Below are 25319 nucleotides of genomic sequence, written 5' to 3' on the forward strand. Positions count from 1 at the left end.
TGGCAATGACCGTCGCGAAGAACACGATCTGCATCTGGTTCGACAAGGACGCGGAGGCCGCGGCCCGCTTCTATGCCGCGACCTTTCCCGACAGCGAGGTGACGGCCGTCCATCGCGCGCCCAGCGACTATCCGTCGGGCAAGAAGGGCGACGTGCTGACCGTGCAGTTCACGGTCTGCGGCATCCCCTGCCTCGGCCTCAATGGCGGGCCGGTGTTCAAGCAGACCGAAGCCTTCTCGTTCCAGATCGCCACCGACGACCAGGAAGAGACCGACCGCTACTGGAACGCCATCGTCGGCAATGGCGGCCAGGAAAGCGCCTGCGGCTGGTGCAAGGACCGATGGGGCCTGTCATGGCAGATCACGCCGCGCGTGCTCACCGAGGCGATGGCGGCCGGCGGCGAGGAGGCGAAGCGCGCCTTCGAGGCGATGATGGGCATGAAGAAGATCGACGTCGCCAGGATCGAGGCGGCGCGTCGAGGCAAGTAAGCCATCACTTCAAACAATATCCTCACCCTGAGCGACCGTCGTGTTGGTCAAGCGTTTGCCCATTGTTTTCTGTCCCTGAGGATGGCGTTGAGGATGGTCACGAGCTTGCGCATGCAAGCGACGATGGCGACCTTTGCCGGCTTTCCTGCGGCGCGCAGGCGATGATAGGTCAGCGCCAAGGGCAGCTTGCGGCGGATGGAGACGAGGATGCTCATGTAGAGGGCAGCCCGTACGACGGGTCGTCCTCCCGCGATGGTACGGCGGCCACGCAAGGTGCCGCTGTCGCGATTGAACGGGGCGACGCCGGTCAGGGAAGCAATCTCGCGTCGGCCGAGACGGCCCAGTTCAGGCAGTTCGGCGATCAGGGTGCGGGCGATCCTGGGCCCGATGCCGGGAACGCTGATCAGAAGGTCCTCCGCTTCCCGCCAGGTCGGTGTTCCCCGGACGGCGGTGTCGATGTCGTCGTCGATCTGTTCGAGCTGGGCCTTCAAGGTGGCAAGCACGCGATCGACGCTCTTGAGGGTGCGTCGAACTGTGAGCATGCGCCGGCGATTGCTCTCGGCCCCGATCATCTCGACGAGCTGACGGCGGCGGGCCATCAGTTCGCCCAACAGTCTGGACTGCTCGTCAGCGAGCGGTCGCGCCGGTGGGTTCACCGCCTCGGCGAAGTGGGCGATGACAGCGGCATCCAGCGCATCGGTCTTGGCCAGCCGTGCGGTGGCCCGGGCGAAGTCTCGGATCTGCCGTGGATTGACGACCGCCACGGGCAGGCCCGCCGCGCCCAGGCCTGCCGCCACGATCGTCTCGAAGCCACCGGTTGCTTCGAGCACGATCAGAGCAGGTGCCATTTTACTCAGCCGCCCAATCAGGTCCTCGATGCCTTCTCCGTTGCGGGCAACGGTGAAGGCCTCGCCGGCGGGGCGCACATGAACATCCAGGCGCTCTTTCGCCACATCGATACCTACGAACATGGATCTTGGCTCCCATCCTTGCGCATGCGGGCTCGCGGTTCGGCCCAGGCGACCGTTCGGGATCACAAAATCAACGGTGGAGGCGCCGAGCTCAGGGACGGGCTTGGAGGCCCCAGGAGCCTGCGGGCTCTCCACCGAGACCGCACCTGCAACTCTACGCCGGCGCGGCCGTGTCTTGATACAAGGAGCGGCCCGAAGGGTCGCGTCTCGAAGGGTGGGCACGCGCACCCCGTCTGTTGCCCATCCTTCGAGACGCCGTGCTTTGCGCGGCTCCTCAGCATGAGGTGGATTTACAGAGAGACGCTACGCCGCGTCGGCGGTGATCGTGTCGGCGTCGTTGTCGACCACGACGGCGGTCTCGAAATAGCGGATGTCGGGCGGGGCGCCGTAGCGCTCGGCGATATAGGCCTGCCATTGCGGCGTATAGACCGCCTCGGCGTCGGCGCGGCTCTTCCAGAGATAGACACCGCCGCCGATCCGCTTCTCCGCGTCGAACAGATAGTATTTCCGGACCAGCCCCTTCATGCCGCGATATTTCGGCGCCGAACCCTTGAACAGTTCGGCGGCCTTCTTCGCATCGATGTCGGCCGGCAGCTTGAAATTCACGATGGCGGTGATCATGCGATCCTCCTTCAAACGGGGGCGGCGCGCTCCTCGCGCACCTTCCAGAGCAGGATGAAGCCTACCACCAGGAAGAACAGAACGCAGGCCATGCCGATGCGGGTGGACTGCGTCGCCGCCGTGACGGTCGCGATGGCGAACGGCGCCATCCACGCCGTGGCCCGGCCCGAGAGGGCGAACAGGCCGTAGAATTCCCCCGTCATGCCCGGCGGCGCGATGCGGCCCACCATCGTGCGGCTGGCCGCCTGCATCGGCCCCATGCAGAAGCCGAGAATGAGCGCGAAGCCCATCAGCACCTTTTCCTGCAGCGAGCCGAACAGGCCACGGGTCGGGCTGATCGGGTCGGCCGGCACGACGTAGAAGACGTGCGTGGCCGTGACGCCGACGATGCCCAGGGTCGCCACGATCACCCCGGCGATGGCGATCTGCACCGTCCGCTTGCTGCCGATCCAGTCGTCCAGCCGGCCGCCGAGGAACGCACCGGGAATCGCGAAGACCGTCAGGACGATGCCGAAGATGCCGAGCGTCACCGTGCTCCAGCCGAAGGTCGCGGCGGCATAGACACCGCCGAAGGCGATGATGGCCGCGAGCCCGTCATTGTAGAGCATGAAGGCGATGAGATAGCGCAGCGCGTTGCCGTAGCGCGGCAGACGCTTCAGCGTCGAGAGCAGCGAGCGGCCGCCTTCCCGCGCGGCGACGAGCAGGGGCTGGCGCCGCGCACCGGCGGAATCCGGCGTGAACAGGAACATCGGCAGCACGAAGATCATGATCCAAAGCGCCGACGCGGGCCCGACCAGGCGCTCCAGCTCGTGGCTGGCGGGATCGAGGCCGAACAGCGGCCGGTCGTTCGAGGCCGCCAGGCCGAACAGGGCCGGCATCGACACGGCAAGCACGACGATCAGCGAGACCAGGCCGCCGCAATAGCCCAGCCCCCAGCCGTAGCCGCTCAGCCGGCCCATGCGCTCGGGCCGTACGATGTTCGGGAGCTGGGCATTGTTGAACACGATCGACATCTCAGCACCGACCGTGGCCAGGATGACCGCCCAGCTGATCGGCAGGATGAGGTCGGGCCGGTTGGGATAGGCGAACCACAGGCCGGCGCATCCAACGACCAGCAGGAGCTGGAACGCGAGGATGAAGGGCTTGCGACGGCCGCCGGCATCGGCCATGGCGCCGAGGAACGGGCTCATCAGCGCGATCAGCACGCCCGAAGCCGATTGCGTGAACCCCCACGCCGCTTGCCCCTGCACCGGATCGCCGACCAGCACGTTGGCGAAGTAGGGCGCGAAGATGAAGGTGGTGATGATGGTGAAGAAGGGCTGGTTGGCCCAGTCGAACAGCGCCCAGCTGAACTGGCCGAGAGTCGAGGCTTCACGGACGGGCGGCGGGGCCGCGTGAGAATCTGTCATGCCGGGTCACTATGCCCGAGAGCAGCCACTCTTCATAAGCCCCCTGAGCAAGGGGCCCTCGCGGCGCTCGGGATGACACCGTTTGCTGCATCGGCGCACTGCGTCCATCTCGACAAGATTGTCATCCCGAGCGCCGCGAGGGACCCTTACGCTTTCACCCGCCGCTGCAGCTGCCAGATCGCATCCCGGTTGGTCGGCGAGAACACCTTCTTCATGGCCTCCTGCCAAGGCAGCCAAAGCTGGGCGACGTGCTCGGTGGGATCGAGCGTGGCCACGGTCCGTTCGGGCACCTGGAAGCCGAACACATGCTCGACATTGTGGGTGACGTCCGGCGCGTAGCGGGCACGCCACTGGGCCCAGATCTCGTAGCGGTTGGTCTGGCGCCAGTCGGTGAGCGTCCCGACGGCCAATCCGGTCTCTTCGAGCAGTTCGCGACGGGCCGTCGCCTCGAGGTCCGGATCGTCCAGTTCGCGTGACCCGGTCACGGACTGCCAGAGCCCGGTCCCCGTGCGCTCCAGCACCAGCACGTCCAGCCGGGGCGTATGAACCACCACCAGCACCGATTCGGGGATCTTGAAGCCCATGCCGCAGCATAGCCCGGAACATTGACTCCGGGCCTCCCGCCGCTATGGTCCGGCGGCATTTTTCGAGGGATTTTTCGATGAGCAAGCAGCTGCAGACCGCGATCGACGCGGCATGGGAAGCGCGGGACGGCATCAACAGCGCCACCAAGGGCGAAGTGCGTGACGCCGTCGAAGCGGCGATCGCCGGCCTCGACGACGGCACCTATCGCACCGCCGAGAAGTTCGGCGACGAATGGGTCGTGAACCAGTGGCTGAAGAAGGCCGTGCTGCTCTCCTTCCGCCTCTACGATTCGGTCCCGATGGACGGCGGCGCCTCGTTCCCCGGCCTCGGCGCCGCGCCCTGGTTCGACAAGGTGCCGCTCAAGACGACCGGCTGGGACGCCGCCCGTTTCGCCAAGGCAAACTATCGCTCGGTCCCCGGCTCGATCGTGCGCCGCGGCTCCTACATCGCCCCGTCGGTCGTGCTGATGCCGTCCTTCGTGAACCTCGGCGCCTATGTCGACACCGGCACCATGGTCGACACCTGGGCGACGGTCGGTTCCTGCGCCCAGATCGGCAAGAACTGCCACCTCTCGGGCGGCGTCGGCATCGGCGGCGTGCTCGAGCCGTTGCAGGCCAACCCGGTCATCATCGAGGACAACTGCTTTATCGGCGCCCGCTCCGAGGTCGTCGAGGGCGTGATCGTCGGCACCGGCGCGGTGCTCTCGATGGGCGTGTTCATCAGCGCCACCACCAAGGTGGTCGACCGCGCCACCGGCCAGATCCACATCGGCAAGGTGCCGCCCTACTCGGTGGTGGTGCCCGGCAACATCGGCGGCGGCCCGGACCGGCCCTCGACCTACTGCGCCGTGATCGTGAAGACCGTCGACGAGCGCACCCGCTCCAAGACCTCGATCAACGACCTGCTGCGCGATTAATCACTCAGGTTCTTCCCCTTTGCGGAGTCCGCAAAGGGGAAGTGCCCTCGTCTTACGAGGGCGATGGAGTCATGGCCCTCCGTCGTCGTAGGACGACGACACCTCCCCATTCGAATGGGAAGGCTCAATTCATATGTGCCGCTTCCACTCCGGCTGGGTCCTGAGGTGCGCGCCTTCCTTGGCGAGGATCTTCGACGTGCGCTCGGGCGCGAAGCCCAGTTCGACGAAGGCGGGCCCGACATTGGCCACCTCGCGATAGTCGAGGATCAGCCCGTCGCGCAGCTGCATCATCGAGCATCCTTCGAAGCCGACGCGCTTGCCCTCGGCGCCGGGCAGCTTCGAGACGTAGCTGAACGTGTAGTAGGCGTAGAGCATCCTGCCGTCGCTGACCGGCCGGTGCATGTCCCAGCGGAACTCGTGCGCGGTGCGATGGAACCAGTCGTCGATCATCTCGGCGATGCGCTCGCGGCCCTTGAAATCGCCGTAGAACACGTCGTGATAGACGGCGTCCTCGGTGAACAGACTGGCGAACGCCTTGCCGTCGCGGCGCTCCACCGCCGAGCAGAAGGCCTTCAGCAGCTCCTGTGTGCTCATGCATTCCTCCAATTGGATTGGTTGGGCAGACACTAGCCCATCTTGTCGAGGAATGCCGGAGGGACGGCATCTGCCAGCCACACGCGGCCATCGACCTTATAGAAACGATGACCTTGCGCTTGGGCATCCCGCGCCCGGACGCCCAGCAGGACAGGCGTCGAACTCTTGCGCAAGCCGACCTCGCGAGCGCCTGTCAGGTCGACGGAAAGATGAACATGCGTCCGCTCCATCGGGCGCAGCCCTTCCTTCACGATGGCTTCCGCCGCCTCGGGTGAGGTTCCGTGGTAGAGCATGGCCGGCGGTTCGATCGCCGGCCGGTCGATGGCCGCCTCGACCGAATGCCCGTAGGCCGCACGAATGCGCCCCTCGAAGATCTCGTGACGCTTCTTCTCGAAAGCGCTTCCGATCGCCTCCAGGTCGGCCGTCGTCACGTCGCGCCATCGCGCGTCCGAAGCGCGAACCGCCGCAATGAACGCGTCGAGGGCCACCCAGCCGTCGGCGTCCAGTTTCAGCCCGTAGGCAGCCGGTTCATGTCGCAGCGCGTGCGACACCAGCTTGCTCAGGTCGCGAAGGTCCTTCTTTTCCATGGAAATCCATAATGCGAGGCCTGGCCCGCACCGTCATGGTGTACTGTAACGCCGCGCTCTAACGGAGACTGTCGAATGAGCACATGGATCTTCCTCGGCATCGTCGTCGCCATCGGCCTGTGGCTGATCGCCGTCTATAACGGCCTCGTCGGCGGCCGCAACCAGGCGCAGACCGCGTGGAGCCAGATCGACGTGCAGCTGAAGCGCCGGCACGATCTCATTCCCAACCTGGTGCAGGTGGTGAAGGACGCGATGGGCTACGAGCAGGAGACGCTCACCAAGGTGATCCAGGCGCGCAACAACGCGGTGGCGGCGAGCGGCAATGCCGCACAATCGGGGCCGGCCGAGGCGGCGCTCAGCCAGGCGACGCACGGTCTGTTCGCCCTGATGGAGAACTATCCGACCCTCAAGGCCAACGACAATGTCATGCAGCTCCAGGAGGAGCTGACGGCCACCGAGAACAAGATCGCCTTCGCACGCCAGTTCTACAACGACTCGGTGAACACCTATAACACCCGCCGCCAGAGCTTCCCGGCGGTTCTGGCCGCGGCGTCGCTGGGCTTCGGCCCGATGGACCTGTTCAACATGCCGGAGTCCGAGCACGACGTGCCGAAGGTCGCGCTGCGCTGAGAGGGCACGGCGCATGAGCGCCACCACCGACTTCGTCGCCGCCCAGCACCAGAACCGCCGCAACACGATTGTGCTGCTGGCGGTTCTCACCCTGTTGGCCGGCGGGATCGGCTATCTGGTTGGCGCGCTGCTGGAGACCGAGTCCTCGGGTTCGCTGCCGCCGGTGAGCCAGATGGGCATCGCGGCCGCCGGCCTGATGGCGGCCGTCAGCATCGGCTGGAGCGCGATCTCGCTGGCGGTGGGCGACAAGATGGTGCTGTCGATGGCCGGCGCCAAGGTGATCGAAAAGCAGGACGCGCCGCAGCTCTACAACGTGGTCGAGGAGATCTCGATCGCCGCGGGCGTGCCGATGCCCCGCGTCATGGTGCTGGAGACCGACGCGCTGAACGCCTTCGCTACCGGCAACAAGGTCGGCAGCGGCACGATCGCGGTCACGCGCGGGCTGCTGAATTCGCTGAACCGCGACGAGCTGCAGGGCGTGGTGGCGCACGAGATGGCGCACCTCCGCAACCTCGACACGCGTTACATGGTCGTGGTCGGCGTGACCGTAGGCCTGATCGCGCTGGTCTGCGACATGGCGCTGCGCACGATGAATTTGGGCCGGATGCGCAGCGACGACCGCAAGGGCAGCTCGGGTGGCGGTATCCTGATCGTCGTGCTGCTGGTCGTCGCGATCCTGGCACCGCTCGCGGCCAAGGCGGTGCAGATGGCGGTATCCCGGCAGCGCGAGTATCTCGCCGACGCGACCTCCGTACAGTTCACGCGCAATCCCAATGGCCTCATCTCCGCGCTGGGCAAGCTCGCGGAGAAGGCCGCCCCCTTTCCCGGAGTGAGCCGTGCCACGCAGCATCTCTTCATCGTCAATCCGATCAACCAGTTCACCTCGAAGACGCCGGCGCTTCTCGCCACCCATCCCGATATCGCGGATCGCATCGCTCGCCTGCGCAATCTGGGCGCTTAGCACCGGGCTCGCGGCGGCCTTCGACCTGCAGGGCCATCGCGGCGCGCGCGGGCTGGCGCCGGAGAACACGCTGGCCGCTTTCAAGCTGGCGCAGGACCTGGGCGTCACGACCCTCGAGACCGACCTCGCGGTGACGCGCGACGGGATCGTCGTCATCAGCCACGACCCTTATCTCAATCCCGACCTGACGCGCGGGCCGGACGGGCAGTGGCTCACGGCTGCGGGACCGGCCATCCGCACGCTGACCCTGGATGAACTGAAGCGCTACGACATCGGCCGCGTGAACCCGGCCAGCAAGTACGCCCAGCAGTTCCCGGAACAGAAGCCGGTCGATGGCCAGCGCTTCCCGACTTTGCCCGAATTCTTCGCGCAGGCGGCCCCCGGGGTGCGCTTCAACATCGAGATCAAGACCGATCCGGGCAAACCCGACCTCACCCTCGACCCCGCCGCCTTTGCCGCGGTTGCCGTCGACGGCATTCGCAAGGCCAAGGCGGAGGCGCGCAGCACGCTGCAGTCGTTCGACTGGCGCGGCCTGATCGCGGCCCGCAAGCTGGCGCCCGAGATCTCCACCGGCTGCCTCAGCATCGAGAGCAACAACTTCGACACGGTGCAGCGCGGCAGCGGACGGCCTTCCCCCTGGCTGGGCGGACTCGACCTCACGGCCCAGGGCGGCTCCGTGCCCCGGCTCGCCCAGGCGGCCGGCTGCGCGACCTGGTCGCCGTTCTGGCGGAACGTCACGGCGGAGAACGTCAAAGAGGCCCACGGGCTCGGCCTCAAGGTCGTCCCCTGGACGGTGAATGCCCCGGCCGAGATGGGGCGGCTGATCGACCTTGGCGTGGACGGGCTGATCACCGACTACCCCGACCGCGGGGTGCAGATTCTCAGTGCCAAAGGCCTGAAAGCTCGCTAGGCGGTTGACTCGGGCAGCCTCTGTGTTCTGTATACAGACATGCGCCCCATCCTTCCCGAGCCCGATCTTTCCGAGCGGATCCACGATTCGGTCCTCGAAGCGATCTGCTCCGGCGAGCTGAAATCCGGCGCCCGCATCACCCAGGAGGAGATCGCCCAGCAGTTCGGCGTGTCGCGCCAGCCGGTCCTGCAGGCCATGATGCTGCTGCGCCGCGAGGGTTTCCTGGTCGATGCCGGCCGCAAGGGTGTGTGCGTGGCGCCACTCGACGTCCAGCAGGCGCGCAATCTCTACGTCGTCCGCGCCGCCCTCGACGGTGCCGCGGCCCGGCTCGCCGCCTCGAACTACACGCCCCATCTCGTGCAGCGCGGCCGTGCCCTGCTCGACGTCGGCCGGCGTGCCGTGGCGAGCGGTTACGTGCCGTCGGTCATCGAGGCCGACATCGATTTCCATCTCTTCGTCTACGAGGCCTCCGGCAATCCCGTGATCGGCGAGACCGCCCAGCCGCACTGGCAGCATCTGCGCCGGGTGATGGCCGCGGCCTTGAGCGAGGAGGATCTGCGGATCAGCGTGTGGGACGAACACGAGGCCATCCTGCGCGCGCTCGAAGCGGGCCAGGCGGTCGAGGCCGAAGCGCTCTGCCGCGGCCATGCCGAACAGATGGCCGGCATTCTGACGGGACGATTGAAAGCTGTGATTTCCCGCGCCGCCTGAAGACGGCGTTCACGACAAGCAAGACGACACGGCAAAGGAGGAACCGCCATGAAGCTCACTTCTGAGCAGCTGAAGCAATTCGACGAAGAGGGCTATCTCTTCTTCCCCGATTATTTCTCGCCGGAAGAGACCCAGATCCTGAAGAACTCGGTGCCCGAGGTCTTCGCCCAGCGCCGGCCTGAGAACGTGCGCGAGAAGAGCGGCGACGTCGTGCGCACCGCCTTCGCGGTCCACACCTATCATCCGGTGTTCGAGGCGCTGGTCCACCATCCGCGCTTCGTCGAGCCGGCCGAGCAGCTCCTGAAGGACAAGACCTACATCCATCAGTTCAAGATCAACGGAAAGGCCGCCTTCGACGGCGACGTCTGGCAGTGGCACCAGGATTACGGCACCTGGAAAGCCGACGACGCCATGCCCGAGCCGCGCGCCATGAACCTCGCGGTGTTCATCGACGAGGTGAATGAATTCAACGGCCCGCTCTGGTTCATTCCCAGGAGCCACAAGAAGGGCGCGATCGAGGCCAGCCACGACCTCACCACGACTTCCTATCCGCTGTGGGTGATCGACAACGACACCATCGCCAAGCTGGTCGGCCAGGGCGGCATCGTCGCGCCCAAGGGCGGCCCGGGCTCGGCGATCTTCTTCCACGGCACGCTGGTCCACGGCAGCGGCCCCAACATGTCGCCGTGGGATCGCCAGATCATCTATGTGACCTACAACGCGGTCAGCAACGCGATCCGCCAGTTCAAGCGGCCGGACTATATCGCGCACCGCGACTTCACGCCGGTCGATCCCTGGGAAGACGATGCGGTGATCCGCGCCGTCAACCGCAAGGCCGCGGCGGAATAATCAAGACACTCCGGAGGAAACCATGAGTCTCCATCGCATGCTTCTGGCGCGCGCCGCCGAAGCCAATCCGTTGCGCATCGGCGTCATCGGCGCCGGCAAGTTCGGCTCGATGTACCTGTCGCAGATCCCGACCACGCCGGGCATCCATCTGCTGGGCATCGCCGACCTCTCGCCCGACCGCGCGCGCGAGAACCTGGCGCGGCTGGGCTGGAAGCCCGACGTGACCTCGGCAAGCTCGTTCGAGGACGCCCGCAAGCACGGCAGCACCCATCTCACCGACGACTGGCGCGCGCTGGTCAGCCATCCCGAGATCGACATCATCGTCGAATCGACCGGCGACCCGATCGCCGCCGTCGAACATGCGCTCGAAGCCTTCAGGCATGGCAAGAGCGTCGTGATGGTGACGGTCGAGGCCGACGCCTTCTGCGGCCCGTTGCTGGCCAAGCGCGCCGCCGCCGCCGGCGTGATCTACAGCCTGGCCTATGGCGACCAGCCGGCGCTGATCTGCGAGCTGGTCGACTGGGCGCGCACCTCGGGCTTCGAGGTGACCGCCGCCGGCCGCGGTCACAAGTGGCTGCCGCACTTCGCGCAGTCGACGCCCGAGACGGTGTGGAAGTACTGGGGCCTCAACGAGGAACAGGCCAAGCGCGGCGGCCTGAACCCCAAGATGTTCAACTCCTTCCTCGACGGCTCCAAGCCCGCCATCGAGAGCACCGCCGTGGCCAACGCCACCGGCCTCACGCCGGCGCCGGACGGGCTGGCCTTCCCGCCGTGCTCGGTGGAGGACCTGCCCTTCGTGATGCGGCCGATCTCCGAGGGCGGCCAGCTCCATCACAAGGGCCAGGTCGAAGTCGCCTCCTCGCTGGAGAAGGACGGGCGCGCCATCCCCTACGAGATCCGCAAGGGCGTGTGGGTCGTGTTCGAGGCGGCCACCGAGTACCAGAAGAACTGCTTCGAGGAGTACATGCTGCAGACCGACCCGAGCGGCCGGTACTCCGTCATGTACAAGCGCTGGCACCTGATCGGCCTCGAGGTCGGCATGTCGGTCGCCTCGATCGGCCTGCGCAAGGAGCCGACCGGCACGCCGATCGGCTTCCACGCCGACGTCATCGCCACCGCCAAGCGCGACCTCAAGCCCGGCGAGATGCTGGACGGCGAGGGCGGCTACACGGTCTACGGCAAGCTGTTCCCGTCGGAGAAGTCGACCGGCCTCGGCAGCCTGCCGCTCGGCCTCGCCCACAACGTCAAGCTGCTCAAGCCGATCAAGGCCGGCCAGTCGCTGACCTACGCCGACGTGGTGATGGACGAGTCTCTGACCGCCGTGAAGCTCCGCCGCGAAATGGAACGCGACTTCGCCCCGGCGGCGACCAAGATCGCGGCTCAGTAAGGCTTCGTCCCTGGCGGCGTGGGGCAATCGTCGCTACGCCCGGAGGGCAGTGGAATGGAGGGACCCGTTTTCCTCCATTTGACGGCTTTGGAGTCTTTCCGAGTCCGATGGAATCACCACACCGCCCTCATACTGAGGAGCGCGCCGCAGGCGCGCGTCTCGAAGCATGGGACGAGCACCGCGCGTGTTGCCGATCCTTCGAGACGCGGCCTGCGGCCGCTCCTCAGATTCTATGTGGCGACGAGAGGTCGAGAGGTAGGTTTGGAGTTGCGAGAACCGAACCTACGGAGAAGTTATGACGTCTTCACATCCCATAGACACCCCCGCCGCCGGCGAGAAGGATGCCACGTTGTACGTGGCGTTTGAACTGAGCAAGTCGAAGTGGCTGATCGGTATGGTGATGTCCGGCGAGAGCAAGATGAGCCGCCACCAAGTGGCTGGCGGCGATACGGCGGCGGTGTGGCAGCTGATCTCGAAGAAGCGCGCCCATGCGGAGAAGCATGGCCGGCCGGTGCGTGTGGTGAGCTGCTACGAGGCCGGCTATGACGGCTTCTGGTTCGATCGTTGGCTGGCCGGGCAGGGCGTCGCCAATCGGGTGCTCGATCCGTCGAGCATCGAGATGCCGCGGCGCGCGCGGCAGGCCAAGACGGACCGTCTGGACCTCGAGCGTCTGATGCGGGTGCTGATCCGCCACGAGGGTGGCGAGCCGAAGGTCTGCAGCGTGGTTCATCCGCCGACCCCCGAGCAGGAAGACGCCCGTCGGGTGTCGCGCGAGCGGGACCGGCTGATCGGCGAGCGCACCGCCCATGTCAACCGCATCAAGGGTCTGTTGCATGGCCAGGGGATCCGCGACGTGCATCCGCGCCGCAAAGGCTTCCTCGAGCAGCTTGCCCAGCTTCGGACCGGCGACGGCCGCGCCGTGCCGGCCAACCTGGCGGCCGAGATCCAGCGCGAGCACGCCCGTCTGGTGCAGGTCGGCGAGCAGATTGCCGAAGTCGAGAGCCAGATGACGGCGGAGCGTGCCGCCGCGGCGCCGGACAGTCGGGCCAGCCAGGTCAACCAGCTGATCAGCCTGAAGAGCGTCGGGCCGGTCGGCGGCGAGACGCTGGTCAACGAGGTATTCTGGCGCGACTTCCAGAACCGGCGCCAGGTCGGAGGCTATTTTGGCCTGGCCGGGACGCCGTTCGACAGCGGCCAGAGCTCGCGCGAGCAGGGCATCAGCAAGGCCGGCAACGCCCGCGCCCGGACCTTGGCCATCGAGCTTTCATGGCTATGGCTGCGCTACCAGCCCGCCAGCACCTTGAGCCTGTGGTTCACGAGCCGCGTCGGCGATCAAAAAGGCCGTGTCAGACGCATCGCCATTGTGGCCCTGGCGCGCAAGCTGATGGTGGCGCTGTGGCGCTTCCTCACCCAGGGCCTGGTGCCCGAGGGCGCCAGGCTGCGAGCTGCCGCACCGGCCGGCCGCTGAACGGCGGCGGCCCGGTGTGTTGCGCAGGAAGCTGATGATGACCGTCCTCATCCATGGACCATGCGGTACCGCTGTCTCAGAAGGGTCTCATCGTTTCCTGGGCAAGACCTCGACCGTGCATGAGGGATTTGGGTGCGGGGCGCAGCGACGCCCGACCGGATATAAGGTGATGCCGTCGACACAACGTGCATTGGCCAGACGCCCAGACTTCCAACGCAACGCGCCGAAGGCCGCCCCTCCACGCACCCCTTCCAGCGCCGCGCTCGCGCGCGGCACTCTCAAGCTTCCATCCCCGAGACGGTCCGATGATTGAGGGACAAAAAATCCAACCCGCCCCTTGACCGTTCAGCGCTCATATAAGGATGAGGTGGTGCGTGTCGACCTGAAGCGGAAAGCTCTGGCAGCCTGTCCCAAATGGGTTTTTCAGAAGGACCGACGAGCAACACCGCTCCGTCGAGGTCGACCCTGACAAGACTCGGGGGGTGCGACATCCGTTTCGATTGTTTCGTTTATTAGGCCGGGCTGCGCTCGCCCACTCGCTCACTTGACGTCTCCGAATGTTCATATGAAAGTCATATGAACGAAAACAACGATCTGCAGAGTTCATTCGAACCATGCAGATCGAACGGGACAGGAAGCGGGCTCAGGAACCGGGAATGCAGGCGGAAGAACGCGCCCGCGCCATTGTCGAACGCGTCCGGGGGGACGGGTTCCAGGCGATCGAGGCGCTTGCCCTTCAGTTCGGCGTCACGCCGCAGACGATCCGCCGCGACGTGAACCTGCTCTGCGACCGCGGCCTGCTGCGCCGGCGCCATGGCGGCGTCGAGCTGCCGCCCGAGGGCGAGAACCTCGCCTATCCCGCCCGCCAGGTCCTGAACATCGACGCCAAGCGGCGCATCGCCCAGCTCGTGGCGCGCGAGGTGCCGGACGGCGCCTCGCTGTTCTTCGGCATCGGCACCACGCCCGAACAGTGCGCGCTGGCGCTGCTCGACCATGCCGGCCTGCGGGTCATGACCAACAATCTCAACGTCGCGATGGCGCTCTGCCGCAGCGCCTCCTGCGAGATCACCGTCGCCGGCGGCCGACTGCGCAGCCTCGACCGCGACGTGGTGGCGGGCGAGGCGCACGGCTTCTTCGGCCGCTTCGCAGCCGACATCGGCATCTACGGCGTCGGCGGCGTCGCCGAGGACGGCACGCTGCTCGACTTCAGCACCGACGAGGTGACGATGCGCAGCGCGCTCGCCGCCCATTGCCGCCAGCGCTTCCTGGTCCTCGACCATTCCAAGTTCGGCCGCGGCGGCACGGTGCGCGGCGGCCATATCACCGAAGCAAGCGCCGTGTTCACCGATCGTCCGGTGCCGGCGCCCATCGCGCGTCAATTGAGCGAGGCCGGCGTCCGGCTGGTGTCCTGGCCGGACGAGAGCGCGACCGTCGATACGACACGTCAAACGAGGAGGGGTTGATCTCATGCTGAAACATCTCGCGGTCGCGGCCGCGCTCGGCATCGCTGCCGTGGCAAACATCTCCGGCGCCGCCGCCCAGCAGCGGGCCGTCTGCTACAACTGCCCGCCGGAATGGGCCGACTGGGGCTCGCAGCTCAAGGCCATCCAGGCCAAGCTCGGCATTACCGTGCCGCCGGACAACAAGAACTCCGGCCAGGCCATTGCCGCGCTGATCGCGGAGAAGGGCAATCCGGTGGCCGACGTCACCTATCTCGGCGGCATCGCCGCCGACCCGGCCAGGGATGCCGGCGTACTGACGCCCTACAAGCCCGCGAACTGGGAGAAGATCCCGGCCGACCTCAAGGATCCCGACGGTAACTGGTTCACGATCCACTCCGGCACGCTCGGCCTGTTCGTCAACAAGGCGGCGCTGGGCAACAAGCCGGTGCCGCAGAGCTGGGCCGACCTGCTGAAGCCCGAATACAAGGGCATGGTCGGCTATCTCGACCCGACCTCGGCCGCCGTCGGCCAGCTCGGCGTCATGGCGATCAACCTGGCGCTGGGCGGCAGCTACGACAATCTCGATCCGGCCATCAAGTTCTTCAAGGAACTGGCCAAGAACCAGCCGATCGTGCCGAAGCAGACGTCGTACGCGCGCGTGATCTCCGGCGAGATTCCGATCCTGATCGACTACGACTTCAACGCCTATCGCGGCCAGTACACCGACAAGGCGCCGGTGCAGTTCGTGATCCCGAAGGAGGGCACGCTGGTGTTCCCCTACGTGATGGCGCTGGTGAACAAGGGCCCGAACGCCGAGAACGGCAAGAAGGTGCTCGACTTCGTCCTCTCCGACGAGAGCCAGGCGATGTGGGGCAATGCCTATCTGCGCCCGGTCTTCGCCGACCGGCTGTCGGCCGAGGCCAAGGCGAAGTTCCTGCCCGACGCGGACTATGCCCGCGCCAAGGCGGTCGACCTCAAGAACCTCGCCAAGGCGCAGCCGCAGATCGTCGAGCGCTACCGCAAGGAAGTGAACTGATCAGACGAGCATAGCGGCGGCGACAAGATCATCGCCCCGCTGCACTCGATTACGACCTCACCCTGAGGAGCGCTCCAGAGGAGCGCGTCTCGAAGGGTGGGCACGAGCACCTCGCCTGTTGCCCATCCTTCGAGACGGCGCGGAGTTTACCCCGAGGTATTCGAGGGGCGCCTTCTCAGGATGAGGGTGAGCCAAGAGGAACCACAAAGAATGCGGCACGAAACCCGCCGACTGATCCTTCTGCTGCTGCCGGCCGGCATCGTCTTCGCGGCCTTCTTCCTGCTGCCGATGGCGCGGCTGTTCTTCATCGGCGGCAGCGGCAAGACCGGCTGGGCGGCCTATGCCGCCATCCTCACCGACCAGCTCTATCTCGACAGCCTGCTCTCGACCCTGGCCGTGGCGGCCGCGACGACGGCGGCGACGCTGGTGATCAGCGGCATCTCGGGCGTGTTCCTGCAGCGCCACAAGTTTCCCGGCAACGCGCTGCTCGTGGCGATGCTGACCTTTCCGCTCGCCTTCCCCGGCGTCGTCATCGGCTTCATGGTGATCATGCTGGCCGGCCGCCAGGGGCTGATCGGACAGGTCACGCAGGCGCTGACCGGCGAGAAGCTGGTCTTCGCCTATACGATCGCCGGCCTGTTCATGGGCTACGTCTACTTCTCCATCCCGCGCACCATCCTCACCGTGATGGCCGCGGCCGAGAAGCTCGACCCGAAGCTCGAGGAGGCGGCGCGGTCGCTGGGCGCCTCGCCGTGGCGCGTGCTGCTGGACGTCATCATTCCCGGCCTGAAGCCCGCCTTCATCTCGGCCGGCGCGATCTGCTTCGCGACCGCGGTCGGCGCGTTCGGCACCGCCTTCACCCTGGCCGCCAAGATCAACGTACTGCCGATGGTGATCTACACCGAGTTCACATTGTCGGCGAACATCGCCATGGCGGCGGCACTGAGCTTCGTGCTGGGCATCGTCACCTGGCTGGTGCTCGCTCTGGCGCGCACGGCCGCCGGCTCCAGCGTCGCGGCGGCGGGCTGACATGAAGCGCCGCGGCCTGTTCTATCTCCAGCTCGGCTTCACCCTGCTGGTCTGCGCCTTCCTGGTCGTGCCGGTGATCCTCTCGATCATGGCCGGTCTCACGGTCAATTACTTCGTGGGCCTCGAAAGCGGCCTCACCCTGCGCTGGGTCTTCGAAGTCTGGAACGGCTATCGCGACACGATCTTCCTCTCGATCGGCCTGGCTCTCGCCTGTCTCGCCGTCACCCTGGTGATCGGCGTGCCGGCGGCCTACGTGCTGGCCAAGCGGCAGACGTCGCTGACGCGGGCGCTGGAGGAGATGCTGGTGCTGCCGGTGGCGGTGCCGGGGCTCGCGACGGCGCTGGCGCTGATCGTCACCTATGGCAGCCTGTCGGGCTTCCGCACCTCGTGGGCCTTCATCCTGGTGGGCCACGTGCTGTTCACCCTGCCCTTCATGGTGCGCAGCGTGCTCGCGGTGCTGAGCGCCATCGACCTCAAGACGCTGGAAGAGGGCGCAGCCTCGCTCGGCGCCGGCTTCTGGCCGCGCTTCCGCGACATCGTGCTGCCCAACTGCCGGCAGGGCATCCTCGCCGGCTCGCTGATGGTCGTGACGCTCTCCATGGGCGAGTTCAACATGACCTGGCTGCTGCACACGCCCTTCACCAAGACGCTGCCCGTGGGCCTCGCCGATGCCTATGCCTCGCTGCGGCTGGAAGTCGGCAGCGCCTACACCCTCGTGTTCTTCCTGATGATCATGCCGCTCTTGCTGGCGCTGCAGGCCTTCGCCAAGCCGCGCCCCGCGAAGTTCGTGGCAGAGGACGCCGAATGACCGATACCGACAACAAACCCGTCTCCATTGCCCTGACCAACTGCGCGAAGACCTTCACCGACGGCACCCGCGCGCTCGAGCCGCTCGACCTCGCCATCCATGCCGGCGAGACCGTCGTGTTCCTCGGCCCCTCGGGCTGCGGCAAGACCACGACCTTGCGCATCATCGCCGGCCTCGAAGAGCCCGATGCCGGCGGCAAAGTGCTGTTCGACGGAACGGACGTCACGCATCTGCCGATCGAGCAGCGCAATGTGGGCATGGTGTTCCAGTCCTATGCGCTGTTTCCCAACATGACCGTGGCCGGCAACGTGGGCTATGGCCTGAAGATCCGGAAGGTGCCCGACGCCCAGATCAAGGCGCGCGTCTCGGAGATGCTGGCGATGATGCAGATCACGCGCCTCGCCGACCGCCGCATCGACCAGCTCTCGGGCGGTCAACGCCAGCGCGTGGCGCTCGCGCGCGCCATTGCCGTGCGGCCGCGCGCCCTGCTGCTCGACGAGCCGCTGACGGCGCTGGATGCCAAGCTGCGCGATACGCTGCGCCTGGAGATCGATTCGCTGCTGCGCTCGCTCGGCATCACCGCGATCTACGTCACCCACGACCAGGCCGAGGCGATGGCCTTGGGCGACCGCATCGTCGTCATGGAGCATGGCCGGGTCGCCCAGATCGGCAAGCCACGCGACATCTACCAGCGCCCCGCGACGCGCTTCGTCGCCGAATTCATCGGCACGATGAATCGCCTGACCGGCAGCGTCAGCAACGGTACGTTCACCTGCAAGGCCGGTGGCCTCGCCTGGGCGCAAGCGCCGGCCACGGCCACCGAGATCCTGTTCCGGCCCGAGGATATCCGCGTGGTCGAGGGCGGCGAGGCCACCGGGCTCAAGGGGACGGTCGCGGCCGCCTTCTTCCTGGGCGATCGCACGCGCCTGTTCGTGGATGTGGGCGAGGCGCAGCCGCTGGTGATCGAGAGCACCGCGCGGCGCGACTTCAGCCATGGCGACGCCGTCGGGCTCGCCATCGACCCCCGTGGCCTATTGGTGTTGTGAGGAGCCTGCCATGCTGATCGCCCAGATCACCGACACCCATATCAAGCTGCCGGGCAAGCTCGCCTATCGCAAGGTCGACACGGCTTCCATGCTGCAACGCTGCGTGCAGGAGCTGCTGGCGCTGAAGCCGCAGCCCGACATCGTCCTGCTGACCGGCGATCTGGTCGATCTCGGCCGACCGGAAGAATACGCGCACCTGAAATCGATCCTGGCGCCGATCCAGCAGCGCATCATCGCCATCCCCGGCAATCACGACGAGCGCGAGGCGATGCGCGAGGCCTTCCGCGACGGCGGCTACCTGCCGGCGGCGGGGAAGTTCCTCCAGTTCGCGATCGACGACTATCCGTTGCGCCTGGTCGGCCTCGACACGCTGATCCCGGGGCAGGGCGGCGGCGAACTCTGCCGCGAGCGGCTCGACTGGCTCGACCGCACGCTGGCGGAGCGGCCCGATGTGCCGACCCTGGTGATGATGCACCACCCGCCCTTCGTCACCGGCATCGGCCACATGGACAAGATCGGCCTTTTAGGCCGCGAGGCCTTTGCCGAGGTCGTCGCCAAGCATGCGCAGGTCGAGCTGATCCTGTGCGGCCATCTCCATCGCACGATCCACGCCCAGGTCGGCGGTCGTCCGGCCCTGACCTGCCCCAGCCCGGCGCACCAGGTCGCGCTCGACATCCATCCCGACGCCCCCAGCCGCTTCCGCATGGAGCCGCCGGGTTTCATGCTGCACTGGTGGAACGACGGCCAGCTCGTCACCCACGCCGCCGTCATCGGCGACTATGACGGGCCGTATCCGTTCTTCGACGCGGATGGGAAACTGATCGATTGAACGGTCACGGTTGCCGCCTAGGGTCTTTCCGACTGAGACGGAAGCACATTGGACGTCCCAAGAAGACCTCACCCTGAGGAGCGCGCCGCAGGAGCGCGTCTCGAAGGGTGGGCACGAGCACCACGTCTGTTGCCCATCCTTCGAGACGGCCCTTCGGGCCTCCTCAGGATGAGGTGGTGTGGGTGAACCTGAAGCGAAAAGACCCTAGATCACGTGCTCGGGATCTTCCTTGGCGTGGGCCTTGGGCGGCCGGCCTTCGGCCGCGTCGCGTTCCTGTTCCTTGCGCGCCTTGAGCAGCTTGCGCAGGATCATGTTCCGCTTGAGCGCCGAGATGTGGTCGATGAACAGCACGCCGTCGAGATGGTCGATCTCGTGCTGGACGCAGGTCGCCAACAGGCCCTCGCAGGCGAGGTCCTGCTGCTTGCCGTCACGGTCGAGGTAGCGGACCGTGACCGTGGCCGGGCGGACCACGTCGGAATAATGGTCCGGCACCGACAGGCAGCCTTCCTCGTAGGAGACGTCCTCGTCCGAGGCCGCGACGATCTCGGGATTGGCCATGAAGAGCGGGCCGGTCTTGGTGTCCTCGCGGTCGATGTCGAGCACGATGACACGCTTCAGCACGCCGACCTGCGGCGCGGCCAGCCCGATGCCGGGGGCGTCGTACATCGTCTCCAGCATGTCATCCATGAGCTGGCGCACGCCGGCGTCGACCGTGTCGACGGGCAGGGACTTCTTTTTCAGGCGCGGATCGGGCGCGGTCAGGATGGGCAGGAGAGCCATCGGGCCTAAATATGCGTGAGAACGGGGCTTTTCAAGGCCGGGACTGGGTCAGGCCCGGGGTCATGTACGCCGGACCATGGTGCCGACGCCCGCCTCGGTGAAGACCTCGAGCAGAAGGCAGTGGGGGACCCGCCCGTCCATGATGACGGCGGCTTCGACGCCCGAATTCACGGCATCGATGCAATTCTCGACCTTGGGGATCATGCCGCCGGAGATCGTGCCGTCGGCGATCAGGGCGCGCGCCTGCTCGATCGTCATCTCGGGGATCACCTTGCCGTCCTTGTCGAGCACGCCCGGCACGTCGGTCAGGAACAGCAGGCGCTTGGCCTTCAGCGCGCCGGCGATGGCGCCGGCCGAGGTATCGGCGTTGATGTTGTAGGTCAGCTCGTCGTCGACGCCGAACCCGATCGGGGCGACCACCGGGATCACGTCGGCGCGGCGCAGCTGCTCGAGCACCATGACGTTGATCTTGGCCGGCTCGCCGACCTGCTTCAGGTCGACCTTCAGGAGCTCGCCGGTCTTGGGATCGCGCGTCTCGGTCATCTTCTTGGCCAGGATCAGGTTGCCGTCCTTGCCGCAGATGCCGACGGCGATGCCGCCGCACTCGTTGATGTCGGCCACGATCGCCTTGTTGATCGAGCCGGCCAGGACCATCTCGACGATCTCCATGGTCGCGGCGTCGGTGACGCGCAGCCCGTTCACGAACGTGCTCTTGATGCCGACCCGCTCCAGCATCTTGTTGATCTGGGGGCCGCCGCCATGGACCACGATCGGGTTCATGCCGACCTGCTTCATCAGCACCACGTCGCGGGCGACCAGGTCGCCGAGCTTCGGATCGGTCATGGCATGGCCGCCATATTTCACGACGAAGGTGGCATCGTTGTGCCGGCGCATGTAGGGCAGCGCCTTGGAGATGGTCTCCGCCATGCGGATGAGCCGCTTCTGCTCCTTGTCGGGTTGAACAGGCTCGGCCATTTCACAGCATCCCCAGTTGAACGAAAGCCCTCTCCGGGTCGGGAGAGGGCCGAGCAATTCGCCGAGGCGCATAATATATCAGGCGGCTCGCGGATAGAAGAACCGGCCCTGCCGCGTCAGGATGTCCGCATGGCAGCTTCCCACCCCCTCGACAGCGAAACCCTGGCCGATCGCGGCTTCACCGTGGTGCGCAACCTGATCGGCCCCGAGGAGTGCCGCGCGCTGGCCGCGCTGTGGTCCGAGCCGTCACGGTTCCGCAAACATATCGTCATGCAGCGCCACGGCTACGGGCAGGGCGAGTACCGGTATTTCGCCTACGACCTGCCCCCGCCCGTCGAGCGGCTGCGCCAGGCGCTGTACCCCGAGCTGGCCGAAGTGGCCAACCAGTGGAACGAGCGGCTGGGACGGCCCCGGCGTTTCCCGCGCGACCTGAAGGACTGGCTGCGCGAATGCCACGAGGCCGGCCAGACCCGGCCGACGCCGCTGCTGCTGCGCTACGGGCCCGGCGACTACAACTGCCTGCACCGCGATCTCTACGGCGAGATGGTCTTCCCGCTGCAGGTCGTGGTGCTGCTGAGCGCCCCGGGCCGCGACTTCACGGGCGGCGAGTTCATGCTGGTCGAGCAGCGCGCCCGCATGCAGTCCCGCGGCGAAGTCGTGCCGCTGGAACAGGGCGATGCCGCGATCTTTGCGGTGAACGAGCGGCCCGCCAAGGGCGTCCGCGGCTGGCACCGCACCGCGATGCGCCATGGCGTCTCGAGCCTGCGCACCGGCGAGCGCTTCACCCTGGGCCTGATCTTCCACGACGCGGCATAGCTGGGGTTGAGGAGCGCCACTCATCTTCCACTTCCAGGGCGCCTCCACTAAGCTGGCCGCCCGACGACGGATCCACCCCGCCGGCGAGATCTGTCACTTGAGGTCGGCATCTTCATGTCTTTCAGAACCACGTTCCCGCTCGTCTGCCTGGCGGCCCTTTACTGCGCGGGATGCGTCACCACGGACCAGACGCAAGCCGCCGCCCCGAGTTCGCAGTTCGTACCCGTCGACCGGATCCAGATTCAGAAGCGCTTTACCGTGGTGGACGTGAATGCCGCCAATTTCGGAAACGAGGTGCATCGCTGCGTGCCGCAACTCGGCGCCACCTCCAAGACCGTCGTCGATCAGGCTGCCAAGCTGCCGCTACCGCGCGGCACCGTCGTGAGTCTGTCGAATGTCCGTGCCTCGAATTCGTTCGTGATCGTGGGCTCGCGCGCCATTTGTCTCCAGGAAAGCACGGCACGGCAGCCGATCTTCGCCGCCGAGATCTTCGTGGACACCGTCAGCCCCTCGGGTGTGCCGCCCGATGTCACCGACAGATGGTATGCCGATCTGGCCAGGCGCATCGCAGAAACGGGCCGCGCCACGGCCGCCTATGTCTTCCCGAACGGCAATGCCTTCATTGCAAGTTACTGGATCGAACCCCCGCTCAAGACGAGGTTGGCCTACGCCAGCGAGTTCAAGAAGGCCGGCAGATGGGAATCGGGCACGTATGATTTCCGATTCGTCGATCCAAACCTTTCCTCAGTTGCAACCGTAGCGAGGAACGGCGCGAAGGCGAAGACGGCTCCCATCGACTATCGCTGAGCCGCATCCTCGGCCAGATCTTCCACGACGCGGCGTGACAGATTCACGGACCGATACCGGCGCCCCCTGTCATCCTGAACGATGCGAAGGATCTGACGTCCGACAAGGAGTGCTCTGGTCGTTCCGCTAGGTCCTTCGCTGCGCTCAGGGCGACAGACCGAAACCTAAACCTGCGCGACCGCGAAAATGTCGGCGCGGAGTTCGGGAATGCCGAAGCCGGTCTCGCTGCTGGTCGGCAGGACCTCGGGATGGGCAGCGCCATGCTTGCGGGCCACGGCCTCGGCGGCCTTCACGGCGGCGGCAATGTCGGAGGCCCGCAGATAGTCGGTCTTGGTCAGCAGGAGCTGGTAGGAGACGGCGGCGCTGTCGAGGTTGCGCATCGTCTCGCGGTCGCTCTCCTTCACCCCGTGCCGGCCGTCGATCAGCACGAAGATTCGCATCAGGGTCGGACGGCCGCGCAGATAGGCCGAGGCCAGGTCCTGCCACGTCTCCTTCATCGAGCGCGAGACCTTGGCGAAGCCATAGCCCGGCAGGTCGACCAGCATCAGCCGGTCGGCCAGATTGAAGAAGTTGACCTGGCGCGTGTGGCCGGGATTGCCCGAGACGCGCGCCAGGGTGCGCCGGCCGGTGAGCGCATTCACCAGGCTCGACTTGCCGACGTTGGAGCGTCCGGCGAAGGCCACTTCCGGCAGCGAGATGCCGGGCAGCGATTCGATCGACGCGGCGCCCGAGACGAAGTCGCACGGGCCCGCGAACAGCTTGCGCGCCGCCTCGATCTCGGCCGGCGTATAGCCCTCGTCGATCTCGTCGGGTGACTTGTCGGGCATCAGTTCTTCTTACCGGAGCCCTTGCCGCCCTTCTTTTCGTTGGAGGGAGCCGCCGGCGCGGGAATCGCGGGCGCCGCCTTGCCGCCGATCGGCGCGCCGTGGCGGCGCATGATCATGTACTGCTGCGCGATAGAGAGCGTGTTGCTCCACGCCCAGTAGATCACCAGGCCGGCGGCGAAGGGCGCCAGCATGAAGGTGAACAGGATGGGCAGGAACTGGAACACGCGCGCCTGCACCGGATCGGTCGGCTGCGGGTTCAGCTTCTGCTGCAGGTACATCGTGACGCCCATGATCATGGGCCAGATGCCGATGTTGAAGAAGTGCAGGAACGACGGGACGTCCCACGGGAACATCCCGAAGCCGGTCAGGATGGTGAGCGGATCGGGCGCCGAGAGGTCCTTGATCCAGCCGTAGAACGGCTGATGGCGCATCTCGATGGTGGTGTAGAGCACCTTGTAGAGCGCGAAGAACACCGGGATCTGCACGATGATCGGCAGGCAGCCCGCCGCCGGGTTCACCTTCTCGCGCCGATAGAGCTGCATCAGCTCCTGGTTCATGCGCTGGCGGTCCTCGCCGTAGCGCACCTTGAGCTTCTCCATCTCGGGCTGGAGCCGCTTCATCTTGCTCATCGCCGCATAGGACTTGTTGGCCAGCGGGAAGAACACGGCCTTCACGATCACGGTCAGCACCAGGATCGACAGGCCGAAATTGCCGAGATGCACGTAGAGCCACTCGAGCAGCCAGAACAGCGGCTTGGTGAAGAACCAGAACCAGCCCCAGTCGATCGTGAGGTCGAACTTCTGGATGCCGTACTTGCTTTCATAGTCGGAGATCACCCGCACGATCTTCGCGCCGGCGAACAGCTTGGCATCCGTCGTGGCATTGGCACCGGGAGCGACCGTCAGGCCGCCGGCGACATAGTCGACCTGGTACTTCACGTCGGCGCCGGCGCCGGTCTGCTTGATCGAGACGTCGACCTTGGACTTCTGGTCGGGCACCAGCACCGACATCCAGTACTTGTCGGTGATGCCGACCCAGCCGCCGGTGGTGGCGATCTTCTGCTGCTTGTTGCCCTTGAAGTCGGAGTAGCTGAACTCTTTCAGCGTGTCGTTGAAGACGCCGTACGGACCCTCGTGGAGGATGTACATGCCCTCGAACTTGGGCTCGCCGTAGCGCACGATGAGGCTCCACGGGAACAGCGTCACCGGCTTGTCGGTCTTGTTCTCGACGCTCTGCTTCACGTCGAACATGAAGAACTCGTCGATCGAGACCGTGAGGCCGAATACCAGCCCGGCGCCATTGTCCCAGGTGAGCTTGACCGGCTTGCCGGGCGCCACCGTCGGCGCGTCGGACGTCCAGAGCGTCTCCGGGCCCGGCACCTTGAGGGCAGGGTCCGAGGACGACCAGCCGAACTCGGCATAGTAGGGATGCTCGCTCCCGACCGGCGACAGGACCGGTACCGGCGGGCTCTTGGGATCGATGGTCTCGCGGTATTTCACGAGCTGCACGTCGTCGATCCGCGCGCCCTTGAGCGAGACCGAGCCGGTGAGCTCGGCCGTATCGAAGGTGACGCGCGGCGTCAGCGCGACGGCCTCGCCGCGGCTGACCACCGGCTGCTGCGTCGGCGCGGCGCCCGGACCGGGCTGCGTTCCGGGCGTGCCCGGCTGACCGGCCGGCGCGGCCGGCGTGCTCGACGGGCTGGCGGTCTGCTGCGGGGCGCCGTTGACCGGCGCCTTGGCCGGCGGGAACGCCGCCTGCCATCCCACGATGATCAGCACCGAGACGACGATGGCGACGATGAAGTTCTTCTGATCCATTTGTCGGCGATCTTTCGTGG

Annotated in this window: 27 protein-coding genes; 17 read left to right on the top strand and 10 right to left on the bottom strand. The window is 66.4% G+C overall.

Going from position 1 to position 25319, the window contains the following annotated elements; genetic code table 11:
- The first annotated feature begins 5 nt into the window (after positions 1 to 5).
- On the top strand, positions 6 to 488 hold the full coding sequence (locus ACP15H_RS23995; RefSeq protein ID WP_425068648.1) for a VOC family protein: 483 nt from the start codon (positions 6 to 8) through the stop codon (positions 486 to 488).
- A 47-nt stretch (positions 489 to 535) separates the two neighbouring features.
- Here the strand turns inward: ACP15H_RS23995 and ACP15H_RS24000 are convergent, their stop codons facing one another.
- The 4 genes from ACP15H_RS24000 to nudB all read right to left on the bottom strand — a co-directional run bounded on the left by ACP15H_RS24000 (position 536) and on the right by nudB (position 4073).
- Positions 536 to 1459 (bottom strand): IS110 family transposase, encoded by a 924-nt coding sequence (locus tag ACP15H_RS24000; RefSeq protein WP_425066878.1) that lies wholly within the window; start codon positions 1457 to 1459, stop codon positions 536 to 538.
- A gap of 303 nt (positions 1460 to 1762) precedes the next feature.
- The gene (locus ACP15H_RS24005) at positions 1763 to 2080 is read right to left on the bottom strand and encodes a monooxygenase (protein WP_425068649.1); all 318 of its coding nucleotides are present in this window, start codon (positions 2078 to 2080) and stop codon (positions 1763 to 1765) included.
- An 11-nt stretch (positions 2081 to 2091) separates the two neighbouring features.
- Positions 2092 to 3489 (bottom strand): MFS transporter, encoded by a 1398-nt coding sequence (locus ACP15H_RS24010; protein WP_425068650.1) that lies wholly within the window; start codon positions 3487 to 3489, stop codon positions 2092 to 2094.
- A 146-nt stretch (positions 3490 to 3635) separates the two neighbouring features.
- Entirely contained in the window at positions 3636 to 4073 is a 438-nt protein-coding gene (nudB, locus tag ACP15H_RS24015) for a dihydroneopterin triphosphate diphosphatase (RefSeq protein WP_425068651.1), read from the bottom strand.
- Positions 4074 to 4150: 77 nt separating this feature from the next.
- Here nudB and dapD point away from each other — a divergent pair, with 77 nt between their 5' ends.
- Positions 4151 to 4990: a 2,3,4,5-tetrahydropyridine-2,6-dicarboxylate N-succinyltransferase gene (gene dapD, locus ACP15H_RS24020; protein ID WP_422009093.1), complete on the top strand. Its 840-nt coding sequence runs from the start codon at positions 4151 to 4153 to the stop codon at positions 4988 to 4990.
- Positions 4991 to 5119: 129 nt separating this feature from the next.
- On the opposite strand, the gene ACP15H_RS24025 is transcribed toward dapD, so the two are convergent.
- Positions 5120 to 5584: a nuclear transport factor 2 family protein gene (locus tag ACP15H_RS24025; RefSeq protein WP_425068652.1), complete on the bottom strand. Its 465-nt coding sequence runs from the start codon at positions 5582 to 5584 to the stop codon at positions 5120 to 5122.
- Positions 5585 to 5616: 32 nt separating this feature from the next.
- Positions 5617 to 6171, bottom strand: a complete 555-nt coding sequence (locus tag ACP15H_RS24030; protein WP_425068653.1) for an RNA 2'-phosphotransferase — start codon at positions 6169 to 6171, stop codon at positions 5617 to 5619.
- A 75-nt stretch (positions 6172 to 6246) separates the two neighbouring features.
- Between ACP15H_RS24030 and ACP15H_RS24035 the strand changes: the two genes are divergently transcribed.
- The 13 genes from ACP15H_RS24035 (at position 6247) to ACP15H_RS24095 (ending at position 19277) form a co-directional block, all read left to right on the top strand.
- A complete protein-coding gene (locus ACP15H_RS24035; RefSeq protein ID WP_425068654.1) occupies positions 6247 to 6801 on the top strand; it encodes a LemA family protein in 555 nt (184 codons plus the stop codon).
- A gap of 13 nt (positions 6802 to 6814) precedes the next feature.
- Positions 6815 to 7762 (top strand): M48 family metallopeptidase, encoded by a 948-nt coding sequence (locus tag ACP15H_RS24040; protein WP_425068655.1) that lies wholly within the window; start codon positions 6815 to 6817, stop codon positions 7760 to 7762.
- Positions 7749 to 8672, top strand: a complete 924-nt coding sequence (locus ACP15H_RS24045) for a glycerophosphodiester phosphodiesterase (protein WP_425069959.1) — start codon at positions 7749 to 7751, stop codon at positions 8670 to 8672. Before ACP15H_RS24040 ends, ACP15H_RS24045 begins: the two co-directional genes overlap by 14 nt.
- A gap of 39 nt (positions 8673 to 8711) precedes the next feature.
- Entirely contained in the window at positions 8712 to 9383 is a 672-nt protein-coding gene (locus ACP15H_RS24050; protein WP_425068656.1) for a GntR family transcriptional regulator, read from the top strand.
- A gap of 48 nt (positions 9384 to 9431) precedes the next feature.
- Complete coding sequence (locus ACP15H_RS24055; RefSeq protein ID WP_425068657.1) at positions 9432 to 10232, top strand: phytanoyl-CoA dioxygenase family protein; 801 nt, start codon at positions 9432 to 9434, stop codon at positions 10230 to 10232.
- Positions 10233 to 10254: 22 nt separating this feature from the next.
- Positions 10255 to 11619, top strand: a complete 1365-nt coding sequence (locus ACP15H_RS24060; protein WP_425068658.1) for an NAD(P)H-dependent oxidoreductase — start codon at positions 10255 to 10257, stop codon at positions 11617 to 11619.
- Positions 11620 to 11914: 295 nt separating this feature from the next.
- Positions 11915 to 13087, top strand: coding sequence for an IS110 family transposase (locus tag ACP15H_RS24065; protein WP_425064641.1), 1173 nt, complete (start codon positions 11915 to 11917; stop codon positions 13085 to 13087).
- Positions 13088 to 13743: 656 nt separating this feature from the next.
- Complete coding sequence (locus tag ACP15H_RS24070; RefSeq protein ID WP_425068659.1) at positions 13744 to 14550, top strand: DeoR/GlpR family DNA-binding transcription regulator; 807 nt, start codon at positions 13744 to 13746, stop codon at positions 14548 to 14550.
- A gap of 4 nt (positions 14551 to 14554) precedes the next feature.
- Positions 14555 to 15565 carry an extracellular solute-binding protein gene (locus tag ACP15H_RS24075; RefSeq protein ID WP_425068660.1) on the top strand — a complete coding sequence of 337 codons (1011 nt, stop codon included), beginning with the start codon at positions 14555 to 14557 and terminating at the stop codon, positions 15563 to 15565.
- 210 nt (positions 15566 to 15775) lie between these two features.
- Positions 15776 to 16594 carry an ABC transporter permease gene (locus tag ACP15H_RS24080; RefSeq protein ID WP_425068661.1) on the top strand — a complete coding sequence of 273 codons (819 nt, stop codon included), beginning with the start codon at positions 15776 to 15778 and terminating at the stop codon, positions 16592 to 16594.
- A 1-nt stretch (position 16595) separates the two neighbouring features.
- Positions 16596 to 17402: an ABC transporter permease gene (locus ACP15H_RS24085; RefSeq protein WP_425068662.1), complete on the top strand. Its 807-nt coding sequence runs from the start codon at positions 16596 to 16598 to the stop codon at positions 17400 to 17402.
- Entirely contained in the window at positions 17399 to 18448 is a 1050-nt protein-coding gene (locus tag ACP15H_RS24090; RefSeq protein ID WP_425068663.1) for an ABC transporter ATP-binding protein, read from the top strand. The genes ACP15H_RS24085 and ACP15H_RS24090 overlap by 4 nt, the downstream gene beginning before the upstream one ends.
- Before the next feature lie 10 nt (positions 18449 to 18458).
- The gene (locus ACP15H_RS24095) at positions 18459 to 19277 is read left to right on the top strand and encodes a phosphodiesterase (protein WP_425068664.1); all 819 of its coding nucleotides are present in this window, start codon (positions 18459 to 18461) and stop codon (positions 19275 to 19277) included.
- Positions 19278 to 19481: 204 nt separating this feature from the next.
- On the opposite strand, the gene def is transcribed toward ACP15H_RS24095, so the two are convergent.
- Both def and argB read right to left on the bottom strand, forming a co-directional pair.
- Positions 19482 to 20057: a peptide deformylase gene (gene def / locus ACP15H_RS24100; protein ID WP_425068665.1), complete on the bottom strand. Its 576-nt coding sequence runs from the start codon at positions 20055 to 20057 to the stop codon at positions 19482 to 19484.
- Positions 20058 to 20117: 60 nt separating this feature from the next.
- Complete coding sequence (argB, locus tag ACP15H_RS24105; protein ID WP_425068666.1) at positions 20118 to 21032, bottom strand: acetylglutamate kinase; 915 nt, start codon at positions 21030 to 21032, stop codon at positions 20118 to 20120.
- A 129-nt stretch (positions 21033 to 21161) separates the two neighbouring features.
- Between argB and ACP15H_RS24110 the strand changes: the two genes are divergently transcribed.
- Both ACP15H_RS24110 and ACP15H_RS24115 read left to right on the top strand, forming a co-directional pair.
- Entirely contained in the window at positions 21162 to 21848 is a 687-nt protein-coding gene (locus ACP15H_RS24110) for a 2OG-Fe(II) oxygenase (protein WP_425068667.1), read from the top strand.
- Between the two features lie 114 nt (positions 21849 to 21962).
- On the top strand, positions 21963 to 22655 hold the full coding sequence (locus tag ACP15H_RS24115; protein ID WP_425068668.1) for a hypothetical protein: 693 nt from the start codon (positions 21963 to 21965) through the stop codon (positions 22653 to 22655).
- A gap of 164 nt (positions 22656 to 22819) precedes the next feature.
- On the opposite strand, the gene yihA is transcribed toward ACP15H_RS24115, so the two are convergent.
- Both yihA and yidC read right to left on the bottom strand, forming a co-directional pair.
- Positions 22820 to 23482, bottom strand: a complete 663-nt coding sequence (yihA, locus tag ACP15H_RS24120) for a ribosome biogenesis GTP-binding protein YihA/YsxC (protein WP_425068669.1) — start codon at positions 23480 to 23482, stop codon at positions 22820 to 22822.
- Positions 23482 to 25299 carry a membrane protein insertase YidC gene (gene yidC / locus ACP15H_RS24125; protein ID WP_425068670.1) on the bottom strand — a complete coding sequence of 606 codons (1818 nt, stop codon included), beginning with the start codon at positions 25297 to 25299 and terminating at the stop codon, positions 23482 to 23484. Before yidC ends, yihA begins: the two co-directional genes overlap by 1 nt.
- Between the last annotated feature and the right edge of the window lie 20 nt (positions 25300 to 25319).

Source organism: Reyranella sp. (assembly GCF_965249915.1).
In the GTDB taxonomy this organism is placed as follows: Bacteria; Pseudomonadota; Alphaproteobacteria; order Reyranellales; family Reyranellaceae; genus Reyranella.

What these genes read in the sequence shown, in the direction of transcription:
- ACP15H_RS23995 (WP_425068648.1), top strand. Translation starts at nt 6, where the DNA reads ATGACCGTCGCGAAGAACACGATCTGCATCTGGTTCGACAAGGACGCG.
- ACP15H_RS24000 (WP_425066878.1), bottom strand. Translation starts at nt 1,459, where the DNA reads ATGTTCGTAGGTATCGATGTGGCGAAAGAGCGCCTGGATGTTCATGTG.
- ACP15H_RS24005 (WP_425068649.1), bottom strand. Translation starts at nt 2,080, where the DNA reads ATGATCACCGCCATCGTGAATTTCAAGCTGCCGGCCGACATCGATGCG.
- ACP15H_RS24010 (WP_425068650.1), bottom strand. Translation starts at nt 3,489, where the DNA reads ATGACAGATTCTCACGCGGCCCCGCCGCCCGTCCGTGAAGCCTCGACT.
- nudB (WP_425068651.1), bottom strand. Translation starts at nt 4,073, where the DNA reads ATGGGCTTCAAGATCCCCGAATCGGTGCTGGTGGTGGTTCATACGCCC.
- dapD (WP_422009093.1), top strand. Translation starts at nt 4,151, where the DNA reads ATGAGCAAGCAGCTGCAGACCGCGATCGACGCGGCATGGGAAGCGCGG.
- ACP15H_RS24025 (WP_425068652.1), bottom strand. Translation starts at nt 5,584, where the DNA reads ATGAGCACACAGGAGCTGCTGAAGGCCTTCTGCTCGGCGGTGGAGCGC.
- ACP15H_RS24030 (WP_425068653.1), bottom strand. Translation starts at nt 6,171, where the DNA reads ATGGAAAAGAAGGACCTTCGCGACCTGAGCAAGCTGGTGTCGCACGCG.
- ACP15H_RS24035 (WP_425068654.1), top strand. Translation starts at nt 6,247, where the DNA reads ATGAGCACATGGATCTTCCTCGGCATCGTCGTCGCCATCGGCCTGTGG.
- ACP15H_RS24040 (WP_425068655.1), top strand. Translation starts at nt 6,815, where the DNA reads ATGAGCGCCACCACCGACTTCGTCGCCGCCCAGCACCAGAACCGCCGC.
- ACP15H_RS24050 (WP_425068656.1), top strand. Translation starts at nt 8,712, where the DNA reads ATGCGCCCCATCCTTCCCGAGCCCGATCTTTCCGAGCGGATCCACGAT.
- ACP15H_RS24055 (WP_425068657.1), top strand. Translation starts at nt 9,432, where the DNA reads ATGAAGCTCACTTCTGAGCAGCTGAAGCAATTCGACGAAGAGGGCTAT.
- ACP15H_RS24060 (WP_425068658.1), top strand. Translation starts at nt 10,255, where the DNA reads ATGAGTCTCCATCGCATGCTTCTGGCGCGCGCCGCCGAAGCCAATCCG.
- ACP15H_RS24065 (WP_425064641.1), top strand. Translation starts at nt 11,915, where the DNA reads ATGACGTCTTCACATCCCATAGACACCCCCGCCGCCGGCGAGAAGGAT.
- ACP15H_RS24070 (WP_425068659.1), top strand. Translation starts at nt 13,744, where the DNA reads ATGCAGGCGGAAGAACGCGCCCGCGCCATTGTCGAACGCGTCCGGGGG.
- ACP15H_RS24075 (WP_425068660.1), top strand. Translation starts at nt 14,555, where the DNA reads ATGCTGAAACATCTCGCGGTCGCGGCCGCGCTCGGCATCGCTGCCGTG.
- ACP15H_RS24080 (WP_425068661.1), top strand. Translation starts at nt 15,776, where the DNA reads ATGCGGCACGAAACCCGCCGACTGATCCTTCTGCTGCTGCCGGCCGGC.
- ACP15H_RS24085 (WP_425068662.1), top strand. Translation starts at nt 16,596, where the DNA reads ATGAAGCGCCGCGGCCTGTTCTATCTCCAGCTCGGCTTCACCCTGCTG.
- ACP15H_RS24090 (WP_425068663.1), top strand. Translation starts at nt 17,399, where the DNA reads ATGACCGATACCGACAACAAACCCGTCTCCATTGCCCTGACCAACTGC.
- ACP15H_RS24095 (WP_425068664.1), top strand. Translation starts at nt 18,459, where the DNA reads ATGCTGATCGCCCAGATCACCGACACCCATATCAAGCTGCCGGGCAAG.
- def (WP_425068665.1), bottom strand. Translation starts at nt 20,057, where the DNA reads ATGGCTCTCCTGCCCATCCTGACCGCGCCCGATCCGCGCCTGAAAAAG.
- argB (WP_425068666.1), bottom strand. Translation starts at nt 21,032, where the DNA reads ATGGCCGAGCCTGTTCAACCCGACAAGGAGCAGAAGCGGCTCATCCGC.
- ACP15H_RS24110 (WP_425068667.1), top strand. Translation starts at nt 21,162, where the DNA reads ATGGCAGCTTCCCACCCCCTCGACAGCGAAACCCTGGCCGATCGCGGC.
- ACP15H_RS24115 (WP_425068668.1), top strand. Translation starts at nt 21,963, where the DNA reads ATGTCTTTCAGAACCACGTTCCCGCTCGTCTGCCTGGCGGCCCTTTAC.
- yihA (WP_425068669.1), bottom strand. Translation starts at nt 23,482, where the DNA reads ATGCCCGACAAGTCACCCGACGAGATCGACGAGGGCTATACGCCGGCC.
- yidC (WP_425068670.1), bottom strand. Translation starts at nt 25,299, where the DNA reads ATGGATCAGAAGAACTTCATCGTCGCCATCGTCGTCTCGGTGCTGATC.